Origin of the sequence: Mucilaginibacter xinganensis (genome assembly GCF_002257585.1) — a bacterium.
GTDB lineage: Bacteria > Bacteroidota > Bacteroidia > Sphingobacteriales > Sphingobacteriaceae > Mucilaginibacter > Mucilaginibacter xinganensis.
The window spans coordinates 3,379,754-3,398,183 of the sequence record NZ_CP022743.1 but is presented as its reverse complement, the minus strand read 5'-3'; the positions used below and the strand labels follow the sequence as shown (position 1 = coordinate 3,398,183).

The window sequence follows — 18,430 nt, the reverse complement described above, 5'->3', positions numbered from 1 at the left end:
GAATGGAAGCTAAAAATAATAAGAAAACCATCTGGGCATGGTGCATGTTCGATTGGGCCAATCAATCGTATAATATGGTTATTATATCAACCATATTTCCCGCTTATTTCGTTGCCGTAACTGCCAATTCGAGTAACGGTAATATGGTGAGCTTTTTCGGACACCAATATATCAACACCGTATTATCCACCTATATTCTTGGGCTTTCGTATTTAATTGTGGTAGCCATATTGCCCGTATTAACCTCTATTGCTGATTACCGTGGTAATAAGAAATTATACCTGCAATTTTTTACCTGGTTGGGTAGCCTGGCATGTGCCGGCTTATTCTTTTTTGAAAGAGGTAAACCTTTGGAGATCCCGATGATCTGCTATGGACTGGCCTCAATAGGCTATTGCGGGGGATTCGTGTTTTATAATTCTTACCTCCCGCAAATAGCTACCGTTGATCAGCAAGACGCGGTAAGTGCAAAGGGCTTTATCTATGGCTTTATTGGCAGCATAGTAGTGCAGTTGATTTGCTTTGTAGTGATATTACAACCAAAGTTATTTGGTATTACAGAAGTTGAATACCTGCCTGCCCGGATCGCATTTTTAATCGTTTTTTTATGGTGGATAGGTTTTGCTATTATACCCTTCAGGCGCTTACCCAGGGGCGTTCCTAATGCGGGGGCGCACAACTATAATATATTTACCGGTGGCTTTAAAGAGTTGGCAAAGGTTTTTAAAAAGATAAAAACAATGCCGCTTTTGAAAAGGTTTCTCTCCGCCTTCTTTTTTTATTCAGTTGGTGTACAAACCATTTTGCTGGTGGCGGCCAATTTTGCAGCGAAGGAACTTCACATGTCTGATGAATCGTTGATCGCTATAATTCTGATCATTCAATTACTGGCGGTTGCAGGAGCTTTGATTACTGCTAAATCATCAGCCAAATATGGCAACGTTAAAACCCTGATAGCCCTTGTTGCTATCTGGACGATACTTTGCTGCGCTGTTTACTTTGTTGCTAATGCCCACCAATTTTACTTTGCTGCCGTTATAGTGGGCCTGGTAATGGGAGGGGTGCAGTCTTTGTCCCGGTCAACTTACTCCAAATATTTGCCGGTTAACATCCCCGATACCGCATCGTATTTTAGCTTCTATGACGTTACCGAAAAGCTTTCGATTGTGGTTGGTTTATTTTGTTTTGGTTTTGTTGAATCGTGGACGCATGAGATGCGAAACTCGGCACTGGCGCTTGACGGTTTTTTTGCCATCGGTTTGTTTTTATTGATCATACTGATGTTGGCCGAGAAGAAGGCGAAAAAAGATGAAATAGCTATCCCTGTTTAATATGATTAAGCAAACTGCGTCGTATTGGATCGATTACTTAGGGTTGCAGCCTCATCCGGAGGGTGGTTATTATAAAGAGATTTTTCGGTCAGAACTGGCTGTTATAACGCAAACATCTTCCAAAATAAAACAAGCCTGCACTTCCATTTATTATTTGCTGGAAGGTTCAGATTATTCAGGTTTTCACCGATTGGCTTCTGACGAGATCTGGTATTTTCATAAGGGAAGTCCATTGCATATTCATGTTATTGACTATGATGGTACCTATTCATTACTTGAGCTTTCTGACCATGATACAGGCTTTCTGTCTGTTGTTATCAAAGCAGGGTTGTGGTTTGCGGCAGAGATTCCATCGGGAGAGGGATTTACGCTGGCAAGCTGTGCCGTAGCACCCGGGTTTGATTTTGATGAATTTGAAATGGGAAATAAACACAAGATGGCAGCGCTATATCCACTGCACAACAATCTGATTAATAAATTTTGCAGGTAACTGTAAATTTGTTAAAAATGATTATTTTTAAATCATAATTAAGCTGAGTTCGATTTAAGCAAAAGTTTGCCTAACATCTAAACCTCTCTGCAACCGTGTGTAGCCATAGTTTTAGATGAGGTAAGTTTGTAAGTTCATGCCGCCAGGGCGTTCCATTTTTGCATGCGGAACACCCGGAACACAGTGAAACATGCTGATTATCAGTGCATTTGCTTTTTATAAAGAAATACTTACATGTAAGTAACTGATAATAAGCATGTTCCATTAATGTCTATATCTAATTTACGTTAATTAGCTTGCGATAACCCTGCGCAGCTTTACATTGCCACAGCAAAACCAACCGATTATCAACCAATAAAAATTAAAACCATGAAACGATTATCATTAGTACTAACTATGCTGGTAACTTTTGCCTGCAGTTCGGTTTACGCACAATTTACACAGGCGCAGCTTGTGGCGGAGTTTACCCGTGCCAGGGCATACACCAAAGCTTACCTGGATGCCATGCCGGAAGACGGGTTCGCGTTTAAACCAACGCCCGAAATGCGCTCGTTTGCGGGCCAAATGCTTCACCTTGCTGACGCCAATTACTTTTTTTGCGCAATGGCAAGCGGTAAAGCGAGCCCGCTTGGTAAAGATGTATCAGTAGAAAAAACCATTGCCCAAACAAAAGAAGCCACTACAAAAGCCGTAATGGATAGCTACGATTTTGCTATCAGTGCCCTGCAGGGCATGACCCCGGCACAATTGCAGGAAACTACAAAATTTGCCGGAAAGGACATGGCTAAGTTTGAACTATTTGGGAAAGGGTTTGAACACCAAACGCATCACCGGGGCCAAACAACTGTGTACCTGCGTTTGAAAGGCGTAACACCGCCGCCCGAAATGTTATTTTAACATATTGTGAATTATTTAAGGGCCGGTTATGTTAACTTCATAACCGGCCCTTAAATACTACATTCTGTGATGATCTGCCCGCCATTTTTTAATCTCTTTTTTTATTTCTGCAGGAGATAGACTTTCCTTCGCAGCCCTGTCTGCAAGTACAATAAACTCATCATCTGATGCAAAACGCAAAGCGATAACCTGGCTCATGGTTACACGGCTGTCAATGGCTTTGTGAGTTAAAATAAAGTGCCTTAGGTTTTCTTCGGCACGAATGGCCCTGTCCTGTGCCTTTAATGGAAACTGGCGTACATAATAGCCCGTTATAAGGCCGCAAACAAACAAAATAGTAATTAAAATAGAATTCAGCATATCATAATGTGCCGCCCATTGTAAATAAATATTTACAATAGAAGCAACCGTGCCAATGAGTAAAAAGGCGCTTAATATGATATGGTAACCTTTTACATAACGGGCATGGTGAGCACTATTTTGTTCTAACATCTTTTTTGGTTTTTTAAGCCAAGGTACTACTTATTAAATTTATTAGGAACGACCTGAAACGAAATTTTTAATCCCCGGATTTAGAACAATTAACTGGATGTAGCGTTAATGTTTTTTAATCAAAACGCAATCAGACATGAATAATTCATTGATTACATTCGAAAAGACTTTGACGATAGGCGGAGATTTAACTGTCAACAGAATGGGTTATGGCGCCATGCGGATAACCGGGAAAGGGATCTGGGGGCCGCCAAAAGATGAAGCCGAAGCTATAAAAGTATTACAACGGGCGGTAGAGCTGGGTGTGAATTTTATTGATACCGCTGACAGCTATGGTCCACATATATCTGAAGAATTAATTGCCCGGGCGTTGTATCCTTACGCCGAAGGTCTTGTTATTGGAACCAAAGGTGGTTTGCTGCGTACCGGCCCTGATGTATGGCCCATAAATGCAAAGCCCGATCATTTAAAAAAAGCGCTTGAGGGCAGCCTTAAACGATTAAAACTGGACCGGATAGATCTTTATCAATTACACCGGATAGATCCCATTGTTCCTGCAGAGCAAAGTTTTGAGTTTTTGCAGCAGGCGCAGGAGGAAGGATTGATCAGGCACATCGGTTTATCAGAAGTTGACGTAGATGTTATAAAAAAAGCACAAGAGTTTTTTCCTGTGGTATCTGTGCAAAATATGTATAGCGTAGATAACCGCAAATGGGAGCATGTGCTGCAATACTGTAAAGCACATAATATTGCATTTATTCCATGGTTTCCGCTAAATGCAGGTAACGTTGCCAGCCAGGAAAAACTGAAGCAAATAGCTGATAAGCATAGTGCTACGGTTCACCAGGTTGCTTTAAACTGGTTGCTGAACCATTCAGATAATATATTACTTATTCCCGGGACTTCCAGCGTTGATCATTTGGAAGAAAATATAAATTCGGTATCGCTTGAACTTACTCCCGATGATATCCAGGAGCTGAACGGCATCGATCCGAAATAAGCTCCAGTTATTCTTCACCCGGCCGCCAAAAGATCTTATTTTTTGGCGGCCAGGGAAAAGAGTTTTGTCTATATACCGCTGCTTTAATATAAAAGCGTTTAGCCCACACTGGCAACCTTAAAAGGTTTTACATCTACCGATTCCCAAATCCCCTGGGTAATATAGGGCTCACTTAATTTCCATGCTTCCAATTCCTCTTCAGTTTCAAATTGAAGCACCATCACTGAGCCTGTCATTTTCCCTTCATCATTTAATATGGCGCCACCTAAAATATAGTTTCCGTTTTTTTTGAGTTCGGCAGCACCATCAAGGTGGTGGGGACGTACGTTCATCCGCCGTTGCAGCGCATCAGCATCGGTAAAATCGTAACCGGTAACAAGATATTGATTCATAGGTGTGCTATTTAGTTGGTTTATATTTAGTTAACAAAATAATTTTGCGATGTTTAATTTAAAAAAAAACAGTTAACAAATCCTGAAAATAAAAAAGAATAATAACTGTTAATATTACATTTTTTGCATATTTGCTCCTACAACCAATTTAAACAATAAATGAACCACTTTCTTAGGCAGGAGTTTAATAAATTATACAATAAAGAGGCCGAAAACGCTTATTTCTGCCCGGGGCGCGTAAACCTGATAGGCGAACACATTGATTATAATGGCGGGCTGGTAATGCCCTGTGCCATCACTTTTGGTACTTATTTGCTGGTATCGCCCAATAACGATGGGGTATTCAGGTTCAGGAGTTTAAATTTTGATGATAAGCTGGATATCCCGGTTCAGGATGATTACGGTAAAACTGCAGAGTATTGGTTTAATTACCCACTTGGTGTTATTGATTATTTTTTAAAAGATGGTCACCCGGTAGTGGGGCTGGATATGCTTTTTTATGGAGATATTCCTATCAGCTCAGGCTTGTCTTCATCAGCTTCTATAGAAGTGGTTACAGCCTTTGCGTTAAATAACCTGATGAAAGGGGGATATTCAAAGCTCGACCTGGTAAAGCTATCCAAATCGGTTGAAAATAACTTCATAATGGTTAATTGCGGCATTATGGATCAGTTTGCCGTAGCCTTTGGTGAAAAGAACAAAGCCCTGATGTTAAATTGCGACACCCTTGATTACCAGGCGGTGGACAGCAACCTGGGTGAATATATCCTGGCTATTATAAATACCAACAAGCCACGTAAACTGGCCGAATCGAAATACAACGAACGGGTGCAGGAATGCCAGGCTGCTTTACAGGCCTTGCAACTGGAACTGGATATCAATAACTTGTGTGATATTGATACGGAAACTTTTAATAAGTACAGTGGTTTAATTACCAATGAGGTAATATATAAACGTGCCAAACACGTTATTGAAGAAAACGATAGGGTTAAACTAGCCGCTGTGGCCCTTAGCAAAAATGAATTAGAGGAATTCGGCAGATTGATGTATGCATCGCATGATTCGTTGCGTGATTTATATGAAGTTAGCGGGGCAGAATTAGATGCCGTAGCTGAATATTGCAAAACGGATAGCGACGTTGTTGGCGCCCGTATGACGGGTGCCGGATTTGGCGGGTGCGCCATAGCTTTGGTTAAAGAAAGTGCATTTGAAAGCTTCAGTAAAAAAGTTACTGCTTATTATACGGATAAAATCGGCTATGCGCCGTCAGTTTATAGATCGTTGATTGGCGATGGGGTAGTGGAGTTGGCGGGATAGCCGGGAGGAGTGACCCGAGACTGTAGATTAGTTTTTTTATAAGGAATTAACTAATCGCTGTTCTCCGAGGGGCTATTCTCTTTTATTATCTTTGCAACAACAACCCATACACCCATTAATGAAGAAACTAAAACTCGATGAACTGAACAGGGCTTCCGTGGCGGAGTTTAAAGCAATGGATAAATTTCCGGTTGCTGTGGTGTTGGATAATGTGCGGAGCATGCATAATATTGGTTCAATATTCCGTACTTCGGATGGGTTTGCCGTTGAGCAGGTTTGTCTTTGCGGCATAACAGCCTGCCCGCCGCACCGCGAGATAGAAAAAACGGCGTTAGGAGCCACTCAATCAGTAAGTTGGAAGTATTTTGAAACCACGTTAAGTGCAGTAGCCCAATTGCGTGAAGAAGGTTATATTATTATAGCTGTTGAGCAGGCGCATAACAGCACCATGCTGAATGAATTTTCACCGGAAAAAGATGCAAAATATGCACTGATTTTTGGAAATGAAGTAAACGGCGTAAGTGAGGAGGTAATGCAGAAAATTGACGCTTGTTTAGAGATTCCGCAGTTTGGTACCAAACACTCCTTTAATATTGTGGTATCTGCCGGGATAGTTTTGTGGGACTTTTTTTCAAAGATGTCTTTTTAGCAGTTCATTGTTCAAGGCAGGAAATCGTAAATAGAAAAATGGTTCATAGTTCACCGCTGAATTAACTCCTGCTATGAACTATGAACCATTGATAATATACTACAGATGGATCACCTCGCCGTAAGCATCAGCTGCGGCTTCCATTACAGCCTCGCTCATGGTTGGGTGCGGGTGAACAGATTTAATGATCTCATGGCCGGTTGCTTCCAGCTTGCGTGCGGTAACTACCTCGGCAATCATTTCGGTAACGTTGTGGCCTATCATGTGGGCTCCTAAAAACTCACCGTATTTAGCATCGAATATTAATTTAACAAAACCATCTTTTGCACCAGCAGCACTGGCTTTACCCGAAGCTGAGAATGGGAATTTACCAACTTTAACTTCGTAACCGGCAGCTTTTGCCGCTTTTTCAGTATAACCAACCGATGCAACTTCAGGTGAGCAATAAGTACAACCCGGGATGTTGTTATAATCCAGTGGATGCGGGTTTAATCCGGCAATCTTTTCAACACAAATAATACCTTCGGCCGATGCAACGTGTGCAAGTGCCTGGCCTTTAACTATATCACCAATAGCGTAAACACCATCAACATTGGTTTTGTAGTAATCGTCAACAACAACTTTACCCCTGTCAGTTTGGATGCCATTTTCTTCAAGTCCAATCCCTTCCAGGTTGGTTGAAATCCCCACAGCTGACAATACGATTTCCGCTTCAAGTGTTTCAGTACCGGTTGCAGTTTTTACCTGCACCTTGCAAATATCACCACTGCTATCAACCGATTCAACGTTTGAACCGGTCATAATATTAATGCCCTGCTTTTTAAGTATGCGTGATAGTTGTTTTGAAACCTCTTCGTCTTCAAGGGGTACTATATTGTCTAAAAATTCCACCACAGTAACTTTGGTACCGATAGCATTATACACATACGCAAATTCAATGCCTATAGCGCCTGAGCCAACTACAATCATTGAAGCAGGTTTTTTTGGTAATACCATAGCCTGGCGGTAGCCAATTACTTTTTTACCATCCTGCTTAAGGTTAGGTAACTCGCGCGACCGGCCTCCGGTTGCTAAGATTATATGTTTGGCGGTAATGTCCTGCGCTTCGCCGTTTGCACCGGTTACGGTAACGGTACCTTTGCTTTTCAGCTTGCCGGTACCCATAATCACGTCAATTTTATTTTTGCGCATCAGGAACTGAACGCCTTTGCTCATACCATCAGCAACACCGCGGCTTCTTTTCACCATGGCTTCAAAATCAATTTCGCTGCTGCCCACTTTTATTCCATAATCAGCCGCATGGTTAATGTATTCAAACACCTCGGCACTTTTTATTAAAGCCTTGGTTGGGATACATCCCCAGTTCAAGCAGATACCGCCAAGCGACTCTTTTTCAACTATTGCAGTTTTTAAACCAAGCTGTGAAGCACGGATAGCAGCTACATACCCACCCGGACCGGAACCTATAACAATTAAATCGTAGTTCATATTTTGATTATAACGTTTTAAAAATGACCTTTTGTTTTTTGTTTTTTTTGAGAATATAACTTATAAGCCTGGCCTTTTAACGAAAATAAATATTTTATGTTCATTTATTGAGCGGTGCTGCCGCCGGCGTTCTAAATTCGGAGCCAAAGCTAACTAAAAGGTACCAAATGTTAAAATTAACACCAAAGCTAATTGTAAACGGCAAATCATAATATCTATAAAAACCGTAGTTTAACTAAATATTAATAGTTACCATTCAAAATGCACATTTTATGAAATTTATCTCGTTCTATTTTCATTTCAATGTAAATAAGTAGTTACTGTTGAAAAATATATAATAAATATTAACATAAAATTAATATTGGCAATCGGGCGATAAAGTATCTTTGCACCAAATTAATTAATCAGGTGTTAAATTAAAAAAGATTGTATGAGGAAGTTTTTACTTTTTATTTTACTTGCCGGGATTACATTTTTCATCAGTAAAGATGTATCAGCCCAGGGTGTTACAACCGCCAGTGTTAACGGTATCGTTACCGATAACAAAGGCCCTATACCCGGAGCAACGGTTTCAATTACACATATACCAACCGGTACAGTGTATTCAACAGTAACGCGTGCCGATGGCCGTTTCAACTTACCTAACTTAAGGGTGGGTGGTCCGTACACGTTTAAAGTAACCTTTATTGGTTATAAAGACAATATCCAGGAAAATATTACGCTTTCGATCGGTCAGGATCAAAAGTTGGATACCAGACTGGAAGACAACACTACCGCACTTGGCGAAGTAGTGATCAGGGGATCACAGGGTAAAGTGATCAATTCATCGCGTACCGGTGCCCGTGAAACGATTAACCGCCAGCAGATTGAAAACCTGCCAACCATTAACCGCTCACTTGCCGATTTTACAAAGCTTACGCCTTCAGCAAACGGCTTGAGTTTTGGCGGCCGCAGCAGCAACTTTAATAACATTACTGTTGACGGTGCTTTGTTTAACAACTCTTTTGGTTTATCAGGTACATTGGGCGGACAAACCAACTCACAGCCAATTTCATTGGATGCGATTGACCAGATCCAGGTTGATATTGCCCCGTTTGACGTTAGGCAGGGTAACTTTACCGGAGCCGGTGTTAACACGGTAGTAAAATCAGGTACTAATACAATTAAAGGTACTGTATATGATTATCTGCGCAGCACTGGTTTAACCGGTTACAATGCAGCAGGCACGCAAATAACTAAAACGCCCTTTAACTATCACCAGGTTGGTGCCAGCATAGGCGGTCCGATCATTAAAAATAAATTATTTTTCTTTGTTTCAGGTGAAGAAGAACGTATCAGCCAGCCCTATTCATCTTACGTAGCTACAGGATCGGGCGCAAGCGGTAACGTTTCACTGGCCGACGCTGCTACGCTTGACGCGATCAAAAATAAATTGATCACTGATTATGGCTATAATCCGGGTGCTTACCAGGGTTATAACCTTGCTACTTACAGTAACAAGCTGACTGCTAAAATTGATTGGAATATTGACAAGAACAACGTATTAAGCGCTAAATATTTCTACCTGAAATCATATGCTGATCAACCGCCAAGTAACTCTGGTACTATTGGTGTTAATACGCCAACACGTTCTGCCGGTATAAATACGCTGCCGTTTTTTGGCGCAGGTTACCGTATTAACAATAACTTCAATATCGGCATAGTTGAGCTTGATACCCGTATAAATGACAAACTGTCGAACAGATTAACTGTTGGCTATTCAGCTTTACGCGATTTTCGTGCATCATCAGGAAGTTCTGCTATCCCAATGGTTGATATTGGTAACGGACAGTTTGACGCAACAACAGGTAAAATTTCAGCGCTAACCACCAGCTTTGGTTATGAGCTTTATACTGCCGGAAACTTGTTAAATACAAACATCGGTCAGTTCTCTGATGATTTAACCTTATACGCAGGTAAACACGAGATTACTTTCGGTACTAATGACCAGATCCAAAGCTACACCAATGGTTTTGCTCCTGATTATAACGGACAGTATACATTCAATTCATCAGCAGATTTCCTTTCAGGTGCACCGGCTGCTTCCTATGCTTACCGTTACTCAGCATTACCTAGCGGCGCATTCCCTTACGCTAAGATCAAAGCTTCTATTTTTAGCGTTTATGTACAGGATAAATACCACGTTACTGATAAATTTATCTTAACCTATGGTTTAAGAGCTGACTATGACGTATTCCCAACAAGCTTAGCCCAAAATAATAATGCAGCTGCATTAACTTTCCAGGGTGGTTATGCCAATGGTATTCATGTTGATCCTTCAAAACTGCCATCTAACAGGGTTTTGGTATCTCCACGCGTTGGTTTTAACTGGGATGTATTTGGCGACCAAACTACACAGGTGCGTGGTGGTTCAGGTATATTTGCAGGTACTGTTCCTTTTGTTTGGATCTCAAACCAGGCTTCAAATAATGGTTTATTATTTAGCTCTGGTACTATTACTAAAGGGGTGGCAAGTAACACACCAGCTCAAAATGCTCAGTTAATATTCAATCCTAATGTAAATGCAAACCGTCCGGCTCCGGGTGCAGTTGCTGCAAACACATCGTACGAATTGGATGTTGCTAATCCTAACTTAAAATACCCTGAAATCTGGAGAACTAATTTAGCGATTGACCACAGGTTACCTGGTGGAATTATAGCAACAGTGGAAGGTGCTTATACCAAGGATATCAATGCTATCTATCACCAAAACTTAGTATTGTCAAATAGTTTCACCACCCTTGCCGGTCCTGAAGGGCAAATCAGATATACATCAAAAAATATCACCCCTGCAGCGGCAGCAGCCACTGCGCAAAATCCGTCTATCACCGGGTTATATTATATGACTAACACCAGCAAAGGGTATTCATATTTTGTTACCGGTCAGTTACAGAAATCGTTTAGCAATGGTATTTATGCTAACGTAGCTTATACCCACAGCGGCGCTAAAGATGTAAACGACGGCGGTTCAACTGCATCTACTATCTGGAGCACCCGTTATGTTGCAGGTAACCCAAATGCTGATAATCTTTCAAACAGCTCTTACGTTCAGCCAAACCGTGTAATTGCTTCAGTTTTCTATAAAAAAGACTATGCAGGCCACGCTGCTACTTCAGTAGGTTTATTATTTGAAATGGCCAATAACGGTGCAGTATCTTACATCACAGGTGGTGACCCGAATAATGACGGTGCAACCAACGACCTGATGTTTGTTCCAAAATCACAAAGTGATATCATCCTGGTACCTAACAATACCGACCCTACAAAAGGTCCTATTGATACCCGTGATGCAGCAACACAATGGTCTCAGTTAAATAACTTTATTAACCAGGATAAATATTTAAGCAAACACAGAGGTGAGTTTACTGCCCGTAATGGTGTAATTTTACCATACTTTAAAAGAGTTGACTTAAAAATTGTTCAGGATTTTTATGTTAAGGTTGGTAAATCAAAGAATACCATTGAGGTTAGCTTTGATATGATCAACGTTGGCAACTTCCTTAACAAAAACTGGGGTAACTATCAAACCACCTACACAGGTGTAAACTTTGGTAGTGTAACTTTATTAAACTACAAAGGTCTTGATGCCGCTACAGGCAGGCCGACTTATTCATTCCCTTACCTGAATGCTGCTAAGGGAGTACCGGTTACCGAATCATTTGTTAACGGAACCAGTCAGTTATCACGCTGGCAAGGTCAGTTAGGTTTAAGATATATATTTAATTAATATTATCTTTAACCGCATTATTAAGCCCCGGCAATTTGCCGGGGCTTTTTTGTTTTAAATGTGCGTCTCGTCCTGAAATAGCGATACAATAAAAAAGGAGCCACGTTGTATTAGTCCTTATAGGTCTTGAATAACTTGTCCCATAAGTTAGTGTAAAAACCGAAATTGTGGTTTACGTCGACGTGATGTGTGTGATGAAAAGAAGATGTACCCAGGCATCTGAAAAGAGGCTTGTTACGGGTTTTGATAGAAAGCGGCTCAATACCTAAATGCCCGGTTATACCAAAAACGACATTTACAGTCAGATAAGATGGCATAGAAATTAAAACTGTATAGAGAGATAACAGCCAGCCATAAAATACCAAAGCTTACCGTTTCAAGAGGATGAAGCACGAATAAATCGATAGGAATTGGATGCTCATACTGGTGGTGAAACTGGTGAATTATCTTATAAAATGCCGAATGGTGGACTAGGTAGTGAAACACGTACATGGCCAGGTCCATTAGCATGAGGACCACAAAAAAATCGCTAATTACGCGCCAGTCCAGGTCAAAGCTAAATTGGATGTAATTGTGTTTCCACATCCAGAATCCTGAAAACGTTACGGCTGTATTAATCAGGTTGGTGATTATACAAATACGCCATTCCGTCCATGTAGCTTTTTTTGTTCTTTTCTTAAGCAAGCCTAGTGTAGCCCATCCCGCAAACAAAGCTATTGCTGTCACTGCAAGGTTTTCTGCCAAAAACACCGCCCATAAGGTTAACGGCGATTGTGACAAAAGCAATCGTAGCATAGCTTTTTTGTTTAATTATACACAAACTCCCCAAACTCCGAGTGGATAGTTACCTGCTTTTTATCAGCAGCTTCAACGCGCCCGATGATCTGCGCCGCTACTCCAAAATTTTGTGAGATCTTTATCAAATCTTCAGCAATTTCCTGCGGAACATACAGTTCCATGCGATGCCCCATATTAAACACTTTGTACATTTCCTGCCAGCTTGTTTTTGATTCCTGCTGAATCAGGTTAAACAACGGAGGGACAGGGAAAAGGTTATCTTTTATGATATGCAGGTTATCAATAAAGTGCAGCACCTTGGTTTGTGCGCCACCGCTGCAGTGCACCATGCCATGTATGTTATTGCGATGGGCATCCAGCATTTTTTTGATGATAGGTGCATAGGTACGGGTGGCCGATAGCACAAGTTTACCGGCTGTGATGCTTTGCCCATTGCCTAAATCAATTAAATCGGTCAGGTTTTTACTGCCTGAGAAGATCAGTTCATAAGGGATTGCGGCATCGTAGCTTTCAGGATATTTCTCCGCAATGGTTTTGTTAAAAACATCGTGCCGGGCGGATGTAAGGCCGTTTGAGCCCATTCCGCCGTTATATTCTTTTTCGTAGGTTGCCTGGCCGGATGACGCAAGCCCGACAATTACATCGCCGGGTTGGATCCGGTGATTAGAGACCACATCGTCCTGTTTCATGCGACAGGTAACTGTTGAGTCCACAATAATGGTACGCACAAGGTCACCAACATCGGCAGTTTCGCCGCCGGTGGAGTAAATGCCTATACCTGCTTGCCTAAGTTCGGCGAGGATCTCCTCGGTTCCGTTTATAATAGCGGCAATAACCTCTCCGGGGATCAGGTTTTTATTGCGGCCAATGGTTGACGATAAAAGAATGTTATCTGTGGCGCCTACACAAAGCAAGTCATCAAGGTTCATGATAATAGCATCCTGGGCAATGCCGCGCCAAACAGAAATATCACCGGTTTCTTTCCAGTAGGTATAAGCCAGTGATGATTTGGTGCCCGCGCCATCAGCGTGCATAATATTACAGTAAGCCGGGTCGTTAGTTAAAATATCGGGTACTATCTTGCAAAATGCCTTTGGAAAAATTCCCTTATCAATATTTTTTATGGCATTATGGACATCATCCTTTGAGGCCGATACACCCCGTTGGTCATACCTTTGAGAAGAATTCATGGGTCAAATATACTGTCTTGCGGCAAAAAAAACGTTACTTTGCCTATACTCTATGATAATTCATGTTAAAAAAGATTTTTTATAAAATCAAAAAATGGCGCCTGCGGCAAAACAGCCAGCGCAACTTTTTGATCTATTGCAGCGTTTTTGTTGGCTTTTTTGGAGGATTGGCAGCCGTAGCTTTAAAGTTTTTAGTTCATACGATGGAGGAGATCAGCAGAAATATATCTGCACATCTTCCATATCATATTATATATGTGTTCCTGCCTGCGCTTGGCATCTTTCTTACAGTTGCTTATCAGCACCTTATTAACAAAGACAAAATCCAAAAAGGCATCGGGAATATCCTCGCCAATATCAAACGCAACCATTCAAACATCAGGTACAACAACATTTATTCACACTTGATCACCAGTTCGCTCACCGTTGGTTTCGGCGGATCCTCCGGATTGGAGGCACCAATTGTTAGTACCGGTGCAGCCATTGGCTCAAACACCGGCAAGTTTTTTAACCTGAGCCCATACGAAAAAACAGTTTTAATAGCTGCGGGGGCCTCCGCTGGCATCGCAGCTGTTTTTAACAGCCCGATAGCGGGCGTTCTGTTTTCACTGGAAATTCTTTTAGGCGAAATTTCCATCCCAACTTTTATCCCCTTGTTAATAGCTTCTGCTACAGGCGTGGTGGTATCAAAGCTGTTATATTCAGGTCAGCTATTTCACCTTGTAACCGAAGGATGGGAATTCAGCGCGTTACCATTTTATATCGTGCTCGGTTTATTTAGCGGTTGGGTGTCTGTTTACATTTCCAAAGTTGGCGGTTTTCTTGAAAAAGGAATCCTTAAAAAGCAAAACCGGTATGTGCGCGCGCTGGCTGGCGGCTTATTTTTAGGACTTATAATAATGGTGTTCCCTGCCTTGTTTGGTGAGGGATACCACTACCTGCAGGCGATATTAAACGGTAACATTGACGCGCTGAAGGAAGAGTCTTTTTTTAGCGCATGGCTGGCGCATCCTGTTGTAATGATCGGCTTTATTGCTTGTATGGTTTTTATGAAAATAATTACTGCGGGCATAACCATAGGGGCGGGGGGCAATGGGGGTACTTTTGCTCCGACTATGTTCACCGGCGCGTTCTTGGGTTTGTTTGTGGCTTTCAGTGTAAACCAAACAGGCCTTATGCACTTAAATACCAGTAATTTCGTTGCCGTTGGAATGGCCGGGGCCTTAAGCGGCGTACTGCATGCACCGCTGACCGCTATATTCCTTATAGCGGAAATTACAGGTGGCTATGTGTTATTTATCCCGCTGATGATAGTGGCCTCCATTTCCTACATCATAGCAAGGCTGTTTAATCCGCATAACATGTACTGGCACGACCTGATCCACGAGAAAAATATCCACCCCGATCAGGATTATGACATGTTGAACGCTATAGGAATTTCCAGCCTTATCAATAAACAATTTGTAGGTATAGGTAAAAATACAACCGTAAAGGAATTTTATAAATTACTTACGGCAACCACGGTTAATATCTTTGCTGTTGTAGATGACGCGGGGATGCTTGAAGGGGTTATTTTGCTAGATCAGATCCGTAAGCACTTATTTGATACCAATATTCCTGATGAAGAGACGGTTATTGACATTATGACTATCCCGCCGGCTATTGTTGATTACGAACAGCCGGTAAGCAGCGTAATGGAGCTTTTCGATAAGCTGGACGTTTGGCAGCTTCCGGTTACTAAAAATGACCTTTTTATGGGCTTCATCTCAAAATCAACCCTGCTGGCCAAATATCGCGAGGAGTTTATAAGGCAGAATAAAGAAGCAGACCTGTTTATTAAGCACTAATACAGCAGAAACCTGATTTATAATTATACTATTTAGTATTGTTTTATGGCGATTAACGTCTCAAAGTGGTGCATTAAGCACTTAAAATGGCCCAATCCTGAACAGTGGTGTCTTTAACCAGCATATCCTCGACTGAGCCGTCTTAATAATATATTTTGTCTTATCGAGTCTGACGGTCTATTTATTTGATAAACAGCAGCTCCCTGAACTTAGGTAACGGCCATAAGGAGTCGTCAACCAGCTGCTCCAGCTTATCAACATGGTAGCGGATAGGCAGAAAGAATGGTTTTACTTTTTCATCATACTCAATGGCTTTATCACGAATATCTTCAATGGTATTTGCTTTTTTACGGGCATTAACCATTGTTTCAATATTTGATTTAATGGCGTTAACGTGTTCTGCTATTTTTGTTATGATATCAAGCTGCGCTTCATAAGTGGTCTTGTCAAGCCCGATATCTTTTAATCCCTTTACATTTTCTATAAGCCTGCTTTGGTAGGATAAAGCAGCAGGTATGATAACATTTATTCCAAGTTCGCCGATTACACGGGCCTCAATCTGTAATTTTTTGTAGAAGCTATCCAGTAAAATTTCGTGACGGGCATGTGCTTCGCGTTTGGTAAATACACCTGTATCTGAAAATAAAAAGTCTGTCTTGTCAGACAGTAATGCGTCCAGTGCTTTCGGCGTTGTTTTTATGTTGGCCAGCCCTCTCTCAGCTGCTTCAATTTCCCATTGCTCGCTGTAGCCATTGCCTTCAAAGCGGATGTTTTTTGATTCTTTGATGTATTTTTTAATAACTATCAATAAGGCAACATCCTTCTTTTCGCCTTTTTTTATCAGCTTATCAACATCATATTTAAACTTTTTAAGCTGGTCGGCAACGATCAGGTTTAAAATAGTCATCGGGCTGGCTGAGTTAGCTGATGAACCAACTGCCCTTAATTCAAATTTATTGCCGGTAAAGGCAAACGGCGAAGTACGGTTTCTGTCTGTATTATCCTTCAGGATCTGCGGGATCTTTGGAATACCCTGCCATAACAGGGCATCCTCTTTTATTTTTTTGCTGATCCGTGATGTTTCAATCTCGTCGAGGACGTCACTAAGCTGGGTGCCTAAGAATATAGATATAATAGCCGGTGGCGCCTCATTGGCACCCAAACGGTGATCGTTATTAACTGAGGCTATGGAAGCGCGCAGCAGGTCGGCATGTTCGTAAACGGCCCTGATGGTATTTACAAAAAATGTAAGGAACATCAGGTTATTTTTTGGTGTTTTGCCTGGCGATAACAAATTCTTACCGGTATTGGTAATCATTGACCAGTTATTGTGCTTACCTGAACCATTAATGCCGGCGTAAGGCTTCTCATGCAGCAATACTTTAAAGTTATGCCGTTTTGCAACCCTGTCCATCAGGTCCATCAGCAATTGGTTATGATCAATTGCCAGGTTTATTTCTTCGTAAATAGGAGCGCACTCAAATTGTGAAGGTGCTACCTCATTGTGCCTTGTTTTAAGGGGAATGCCTAATAATAAGGCTTCTGTTTCCATATCCTGCATAAAAGCATAAACCCGCTCAGGGATAGCGCCAAAATAATGATCTTCCAGTTGCTGGTTTTTTGCAGACATGTGGCCAAAGAGCGTACGACCGGTAAGATGCAGATCGGGTCTGGCATTAAACAAGGCGATATCAACCAGGAAATATTCCTGCTCAATACCCAGGGACGCATTTACTTTTTCAACGCTTTTATCAAAATAATGGCAAACATCAACTGCAGCTTTATCTAATACATTTAATGCCTTTAATAAAGGCACCTTATAATCAAGGGCCTCACCGGTATAGGAAACAAAAACTGTTGGGATACATAATGTACGTGCCATGATGAAGGCCGGAGAGGACGGATCCCACGCGGTATAGCCGCGCGCCTCAAAAGTATTGCGGATTCCGCCGCTTGGAAAACTGGAAGCATCGGGTTCCTGTTGTGCCAGTGCATCTCCCGAAAAACGCTCAATTGCACCGCCGTCTGCAGTTGGTTCAAAAAACGCATCATGCTTTTCGGCAGTTGAGCCGGTTAGGGGCTGAAACCAGTGTGTATAATGTGTGGCACCTTTACCCATTGCCCATGATTTCATGGCGGTAGCAACCTGCTCTGCCATATCGCGCGGAATTGGTTCGCCTTTTTCAATTGAGTTAATAATACCCTGGTAGGCTTCAGTTGAAAGATATTCCTTCATTTTCTTTTTATCGAAAACATTTGCCCCGAAAAAATCCGAGATTTTTTGAGAAGGAAACTTTACCTCGGGGATGCCCCTTGTGAGTACTGCCTGCAAAGCCTGGAAACGAATATTATTCATGAAATTGAATTTTATAGTGGTTTTGCTCAAAATTAAAATTATAGTTTATTATAAAGATGCTTTTTAAAATAAATATCGCAACGGGTATTAATTATTGAAAAAAAGGTGTCGATTTCTGTCTTTTTGGTGTATTTGACATCGTGTTTGTTGTAAAATTGGGTTTGTTGCTATCTGTTTAATGTTTTTTGGCCTTAAAATTCAAAAATATTAGCAAGTTGATGTGGTATTTTTTAAAAAATTGATAAATTGAAGGATATAATTTGTGTGTTTTTATTTTTGTTATTAAATATTCAAAAATAGAGGTGTTTTTTATGTTAAAATTATAATATTTATAAAAATTGTAATTTTAACGTTAATTTATTCTTTAAAAATTTGTTTTTGTTAAAATTCATCCATAATTTCATAGAAATATTTATA

General features: G+C 41.2%; 13 protein-coding genes and 1 pseudogene. 8 read left to right on the top strand and 6 right to left on the bottom strand.

Annotation, left to right across the window (positions count from 1 at the left end; genetic code table 11):
* Positions 1 to 2 precede the first annotated feature (2 nt).
* The 3 genes from MuYL_RS14925 (at position 3) to MuYL_RS14915 (ending at position 2,718) form a co-directional block, all read left to right on the top strand.
* Entirely contained in the window at positions 3 to 1,331 is a 1,329-nt protein-coding gene (locus MuYL_RS14925) for an MFS transporter (protein WP_094571329.1), read from the top strand.
* A gap of 1 nt (position 1,332) precedes the next feature.
* Positions 1,333 to 1,821, top strand: a complete 489-nt coding sequence (locus MuYL_RS14920; RefSeq protein WP_094571328.1) for a cupin domain-containing protein — start codon at positions 1,333 to 1,335, stop codon at positions 1,819 to 1,821.
* Positions 1,822 to 2,190: 369 nt separating this feature from the next.
* Entirely contained in the window at positions 2,191 to 2,718 is a 528-nt protein-coding gene (locus MuYL_RS14915; RefSeq protein ID WP_094571327.1) for a DinB family protein, read from the top strand.
* A 57-nt stretch (positions 2,719 to 2,775) separates the two neighbouring features.
* Here the strand turns inward: MuYL_RS14915 and MuYL_RS14910 are convergent, their stop codons facing one another.
* The gene (locus MuYL_RS14910) at positions 2,776 to 3,210 is read right to left on the bottom strand and encodes a DUF6526 family protein (protein ID WP_094571326.1); all 435 of its coding nucleotides are present in this window, start codon (positions 3,208 to 3,210) and stop codon (positions 2,776 to 2,778) included.
* Between the two features lie 136 nt (positions 3,211 to 3,346).
* On the opposite strand from MuYL_RS14910, the gene MuYL_RS14905 reads away from it, so the two are divergent.
* The gene (locus tag MuYL_RS14905) at positions 3,347 to 4,210 is read left to right on the top strand and encodes an aldo/keto reductase (RefSeq protein WP_094571325.1); all 864 of its coding nucleotides are present in this window, start codon (positions 3,347 to 3,349) and stop codon (positions 4,208 to 4,210) included.
* Between the two features lie 98 nt (positions 4,211 to 4,308).
* Here MuYL_RS14905 and MuYL_RS14900 read toward each other — a convergent pair whose 3' ends face one another.
* A complete protein-coding gene (locus MuYL_RS14900; RefSeq protein WP_094571324.1) occupies positions 4,309 to 4,602 on the bottom strand; it encodes a YciI family protein in 294 nt (97 codons plus the stop codon).
* A gap of 159 nt (positions 4,603 to 4,761) precedes the next feature.
* Between MuYL_RS14900 and MuYL_RS14895 the strand changes: the two genes are divergently transcribed.
* Together MuYL_RS14895 and MuYL_RS14890 are read left to right on the top strand one after the other, a co-directional pair.
* Entirely contained in the window at positions 4,762 to 5,919 is a 1,158-nt protein-coding gene (locus MuYL_RS14895; RefSeq protein WP_094571323.1) for a galactokinase, read from the top strand.
* 118 nt (positions 5,920 to 6,037) lie between these two features.
* Positions 6,038 to 6,568, top strand: coding sequence for an RNA methyltransferase (locus MuYL_RS14890; RefSeq protein WP_094571322.1), 531 nt, complete (start codon positions 6,038 to 6,040; stop codon positions 6,566 to 6,568).
* A 99-nt stretch (positions 6,569 to 6,667) separates the two neighbouring features.
* Here the strand turns inward: MuYL_RS14890 and lpdA are convergent, their stop codons facing one another.
* The gene (gene lpdA / locus MuYL_RS14885) at positions 6,668 to 8,056 is read right to left on the bottom strand and encodes a dihydrolipoyl dehydrogenase (protein WP_094571321.1); all 1,389 of its coding nucleotides are present in this window, start codon (positions 8,054 to 8,056) and stop codon (positions 6,668 to 6,670) included.
* A 430-nt stretch (positions 8,057 to 8,486) separates the two neighbouring features.
* Here lpdA and MuYL_RS14880 point away from each other — a divergent pair, with 430 nt between their 5' ends.
* Positions 8,487 to 11,822: a TonB-dependent receptor gene (locus MuYL_RS14880; protein ID WP_094571320.1), complete on the top strand. Its 3,336-nt coding sequence runs from the start codon at positions 8,487 to 8,489 to the stop codon at positions 11,820 to 11,822.
* Between the two features lie 110 nt (positions 11,823 to 11,932).
* Here MuYL_RS14880 and MuYL_RS23880 read toward each other — a convergent pair.
* Positions 11,933 to 12,314: pseudogene (locus MuYL_RS23880) on the bottom strand (sterol desaturase family protein).
* 314 nt (positions 12,315 to 12,628) lie between these two features.
* On the bottom strand, positions 12,629 to 13,810 hold the full coding sequence (locus MuYL_RS14865) for an AIR synthase related protein (RefSeq protein WP_094571317.1): 1,182 nt from the start codon (positions 13,808 to 13,810) through the stop codon (positions 12,629 to 12,631).
* Positions 13,811 to 13,872: 62 nt separating this feature from the next.
* On the opposite strand from MuYL_RS14865, the gene MuYL_RS14860 reads away from it, so the two are divergent.
* Positions 13,873 to 15,657, top strand: a complete 1,785-nt coding sequence (locus tag MuYL_RS14860; protein WP_094571316.1) for a chloride channel protein — start codon at positions 13,873 to 13,875, stop codon at positions 15,655 to 15,657.
* A 181-nt stretch (positions 15,658 to 15,838) separates the two neighbouring features.
* On the opposite strand, the gene MuYL_RS14855 is transcribed toward MuYL_RS14860, so the two are convergent.
* Positions 15,839 to 18,013 (bottom strand): glutamine synthetase III family protein, encoded by a 2,175-nt coding sequence (locus tag MuYL_RS14855; protein WP_094571315.1) that lies wholly within the window; start codon positions 18,011 to 18,013, stop codon positions 15,839 to 15,841.
* Between the last annotated feature and the right edge of the window lie 417 nt (positions 18,014 to 18,430).